Annotated in this window: 3 protein-coding genes; all 3 read right to left on the reverse strand. The window is 57.0% G+C overall.

All coding sequences use genetic code 11. From position 1 onward, the window contains the following. Positions 1 to 57: 57 nt before the first annotated feature. Positions 58 to 3420: a Swt1 family HEPN domain-containing protein gene (locus NW819_RS13850; protein ID WP_414344692.1), complete on the reverse strand. Its 3363-nt coding sequence runs from the start codon at positions 3418 to 3420 to the stop codon at positions 58 to 60. A gap of 38 nt (positions 3421 to 3458) precedes the next feature. Continuing rightward, positions 3459 to 4031, reverse strand: coding sequence for a Uma2 family endonuclease (locus NW819_RS13855; protein ID WP_414414105.1), 573 nt, complete (start codon positions 4029 to 4031; stop codon positions 3459 to 3461). Between the two features lie 47 nt (positions 4032 to 4078). After that, on the reverse strand, positions 4079 to 4752 hold a 674-nt coding region (locus NW819_RS13860; protein WP_414414104.1), incomplete at its 5' end, for a Uma2 family endonuclease.

The following is a 4752-nucleotide window of genomic DNA, read 5'->3' on the forward strand; positions in this document are numbered from 1 at the left end:
GTTCAGCGTGAATGTATCAGCTAGTGCACAATGCTAAGGAAAAAGTTTCATTCCCGCTTAAAAATGACTATGCGGATTGTCCTCGAACTCCAGGGTGCAGAACTTTAAGGTTCGGCAGTTTTCCGCTACCGTGCGCCTCACGCTCTCCGGTAAGCCTTCCGGTATTTCCGCGTCGATTTCCAGGGTAATTTTGACAGTGGCTCCTGGCAGATTGGTCAGGTGCCGGATGACCTCGTCGGCAAGGGTTGCAACATCTCTGTTGACCCGCAGGGGATCCATTTCCACCCTGCCGTAAAATCGCCTCGGCAACGCCGGCTGGGAAACTTGATTTCCTTGATTCGTAACTGGGGAATCCTCCTCGCCGGGGCCAGGAAGAGGCGGAGTGCTGTCTGGGAAGATGCAGGGCGCCTTTGGGGAAGGAACTTGAAGGGCTTCCAATTGACGGCGGGCAACCTCTGGCTTGACCAGCAGGCTGTTGGAACCGATGCTGGGCTTGACTATGGCTGCCACTTGCAAGCCGAGGTATTTGCCTTTGGACTCATCGAAGGCCTCTGCGTAGGCAAAGCTATCCTCCCAAGCAGTTGAGGCTACCCCGTCTTCTACAGCTCTTAGAAGAACGGATGGGTCTTTCAAGCGGGGTAGGTAGAGGTACTGGGCCAGGCATTCCCACAGTCGTTTGAGATCGATGTGATCAGCCTCGCGCCAGAGGAATCTATCCAGCGTATCCAGGCGGAGGGTGATGGCAGAGTAAGCGGTAACCAGATCCCCCTCGTGGACAGCTTTGCGGCTGGCTTGCAAAATGGGGGAATCTTGCCCCTGCAGTCGGCATTCTTTCCACTCTAGACTGCCTTGGGGATCAGGCTGGGCTGGGATCAGCAGCCATTGATAGGTTTCCCGCAGAGCAGCCTCAACAGCAGCCTCGGATTGGTGCAGCTTGGTATCGGCTTGGGCGGTTTGGAAGGCATCTAGGTTGAGGAGATCTTTGTCTTCCAGGATCCCTTTCCAAGCTAGGTATTGGGCGGTATTGCGTTCTAGGCTTTCCAGGCGGGTTTTGTCGGGCGCCAAAAACAGCAGCATGTTCCTGTAGTAGCGGGGGCCGCTGCCGCGACGCTGGAGGGCCTGCTCAGCCCAGACTCGCCCAGGGCTATCCTGGCTACCCCGGCTATGGGAATACTGAGGATGCAGGATCACCAGCCGCACGCCTAAAGTGGGATCGTCGGGAATATCGGCAGTGGAGTCGGGGGCAACGTGAACGGCGCTGAACTCACCGCGATTTCTGTCGGCTTTGAGGCGCCGGATGATCTCTTGGCAGAGGGTGTGGGGCTCGTCCCTCAACAGTTGCTCGGCTCGCTCCTGAGCAGTGCGGTTGACGTTGGGCTGGGTGGAAATCCAGTAGCGACTGCCATCTCCGTATAGGTAAGTTGCCTGGTCGGATAGCCGCCGCAGGGCATCGCCGAAGGTGATGGGGTGTTCTCCCGGTTGCACGCAGCCCAGCTTGATGCGGCGCTCCTCAATGCCGCGGTTGGCGGCCCGCAGGGTGGGGGCGGATCCCATGTAGATGGTGCGGGCAACCCGGCGACAGGCGGAATACCGGCCCAGGTTGGGGTGATCTCGGTCGAGAGTCAGGGGCAGGGAAGTGGGGCCATCCACGTCTTTGTCGATTACCGGCAGCCAGTTGTCGTCTAGGTAGCGGGTCAGCTCTGCTTGTACCTGTTGATCGTCCATGGGGATGTGGGCGGGCAGGATCATCAGGCTGCGGTCATTTCGCTCCCAGAGGGTGTGGATGACCCTGGCCATCAGCCGTAGCACACCGCGGGTGCGTTGAAACTTGTCGAGAGTAGACCAGTCGGAGTAAAGGCGGTCAAACAGCTCTGGGTGAATGGGATAAGCAGCCTTGAGGCGGCGTTCGTAGTCACTTTCTTTGCACTCGCTGGGAAATTCCTGGCTTTGGCTGCGATAGAGATCCATGAACGCTTTCACCACGGCATCCCGCTGCACAAATAGCTCGGGATTGGTGAGGGGCTGAAACAGGCGGCGGCGGACAATTTCAAAGCTTTCTTCAGCGCTCGCGGGCCGCCAAGGGGATTCCACCCGGCCAATGGCATTTCTCAGGCGAACCAGAGCTTCTTTGCCCCGCTCCCCGCCAATTTCGATATCCGAAGAAGGAAGGCTCACCACCAGCAGTGTATCTTTTGCGTTCTTGGCCGATTCGCTCAGGGTTTGGGCAAAGGTAAACTGGGTGTCGAAACTGCCGCCGGCTAGGTCAGGGCTGTCGTGGAGTTGGCGAGCATAGGCCACCCACTCATCGATTAGGATCAGGCAAGGGGCATAGCGGTTGAACAAGACTTTAAGCGCATCGCCGGGGTTGGTGGAAGTTGCGTCGGCCTGCTGCACCCGCGCATAGCCTTCGGCACCTCCCAGTTGCCAGGCCAACTCCCCCCAAAGGGTGCGGATCAGGGGGCGGTTTTGCTGGGCGTGCTCAGGCTTGTAGGAGGGAATGCCGCTGGGCTGGAGCTTGTTCCCCACCAGGACGGCTATCCTGACGTTTTGAGGTGGTCTCTGCAGGCCGACGGCTTGGAGAAGAGACTCTGTGCCGGGTAGGGGGCCCTCACCCCTAGCCCCTCTTCCAAAGAGGTGGTAGAGGGCAAGCATGGCGTGGGTTTTGCCGCCGCCAAAGTTGGTCTGCAACTCTATCACGGGATCCCCCCCTTGGCCGCTGAGGCGCTTCAGGGCATTGGTGAGCAGTTGTTGCAATCCCTCGGTAAGGTAGGTGCGGCGGTAGAACTCGACGGGATCCCGGTACTCATCCGAACCTTCGCCCAGGTAGACTTCCCAAAGATCGGCGGCAAATTCGGCTTGTTGGAAGCGACCTGAAGCCACATCGGGGTGGGGAGTGGCAACCTCGCGCCAGGGCTTGAGGCCAGCCTGGGGCTGACCTTCTGTAGGGGATCCCATAGCGCGACGGCTTTCCCGCTTGGCCTGTTCTTCGAAGCGCAGTCGCAGTAGCTCTTGTTTTTGTTTTTCAACTTCGGCAGCTTGGGGGGCAGCAATGGCGCTCAGCAGTCGGGCAACGCTATCGAGGGCGCGATAGGCATCGTCAAAACCAAAAGTGCAGGTGTGGGCCCAGGTGTTGCGGGTATTGCGCAGCTCGCTGACTAGGGTGCGCTCCGCTTGTCCCAGAGTTTGCCTGAAGACGGTGTTCCACTGCTCCCACATGAGAGTCAGCAGCGCCAAAACATCTTCCTCCAGGATCTGCTCAGGACTTTTGAATTTGGGAGAGCTCTCGGGCAGGTTGTCGGCGACAACTGTCAGCCACTTCTCTCCATGGAAGGCTTGCATCTCCCGCACGACAAAAGGATAAAGCCCCTGCCGCAGAAGGTTGAGGGCGCGTCCAACTCGTTCGTGGTTGCTGATAGCCATAAGTGATTGAATGAAATTGAAGTTAGGGGGTGGGTCGATTATTTCCAGATTAAAGTGAGATCCACAACAAAGCCAGGGAGAACCGGATCCCCAGACAAGCTAGTAGGCCGCTCCAAAACTTGCACCAGCTGACCTGGGCGGTAGACGTAAACCCGCTGGCTTTCTGGATCGATCAGCCAGCCCAGTTGGGATCCGTTGTCTAGGTACTCCTGCAGCTTGGCCTGAAGGATAGCCAGCTCGTCAGTGGGGGACTTCAGTTCCAGCACAAAGTCGGGGCAAAGAGGAGCAAAGCGACGACGCTGCTCCGGGGTAAGCTGCTGCCAGCGCTCTTTGGCAATCCAAGCGGCATCGGGAGAGCGGATGGCCCCATTGGGCAGGGCAAAGCCCGCGGAAGAGTCAAAGACAAAACCTAAGTTCTTGCCTCGATTCCACTGCCACAGTTGGCCCAGCAGGTCGGCATTGCGGAATCCAGTTTCGCTGCCTGCAGGGGCCATGGCAATCAGTTCTCCTTGGGCAGTGCGTTCCAGGCGCAGCTCAGGATTTTGCCGGCAAAGCTGTTCGAAAACTTCATCGGTTAAATTCAAAGCCGGTTGCAGGTTGAGGGCAAGCATCATCTTCTTTGGGCAAAACTCTCAGAGTACGTGGCCTATGGCTCGTATTAATTCCCTAAGATGGAGCGTATTTTTTGGCGAAGGGCACGAAGGGCTGGACTTCTACCCAGATCTCGACTTTGGGCCAAGACTTCTGGCACCCACTCTAAAATCGGTAGCTGAGGAAAGGTTGGGCTGGTGGCAGAAGCCTGATATTGGCCGGATTGCAGGATGTAGATGGTTAGCTGGTTGCCTTGATAAACCCAAAGTTCGGGCACTCCTAGGCGGGTGTAAGCCTCAATCTGGGTTTTGGAAGTAACATCCACTTCGATGGCCAGATCCGGAGGCGGGTCAACAGATAGATCCAGCCGATCTTTGCCAATCACGGCCTGGTGATTTTGGATATAGAAGCATTCATCAGGTTCGATCCCGTAGTTCATTGCTTGCTGTTTGAAGGTAGCTGACCCAAAACATTCGCAGTCAACTTCCAGTTCCTCTAGCAAGATTTTGACAATGTCTCCAATGATGGATTTTTCTCGCTCATGCTTGGGTGAGGGCATTCTGATTTCCAATATCCCATCGCTGTAGGCAATGCGGCTGGCTCGCTTTTCGCCCAGCTCATCTAGGATGGCTTCAAAGTCTAACCAATTCAGATTGTGAATCAGCAGGCGCTGGCCGGGTGGGATGGTGAGTTGTCGAAGCTGGAGGGTGACCATCGTCTGGTTGGGTGTAAGGATAGAAA

The organism is Synechococcus sp. R8-2 (assembly GCF_047461715.1).
In the GTDB taxonomy this organism is placed as follows: Bacteria; Cyanobacteriota; Cyanobacteriia; order Thermostichales; family Thermostichaceae; genus Thermostichus.

Coding starts and splice junctions, on each gene's coding strand:
- NW819_RS13855 (WP_414414105.1), bottom strand. CDS start 4,031: ATGCTTGCCCTCAACCTGCAACCGGCTTTGAATTTAACCGATGAAGTT.
- NW819_RS13850 (WP_414344692.1), bottom strand. CDS start 3,420: ATGGCTATCAGCAACCACGAACGAGTTGGACGCGCCCTCAACCTTCTG.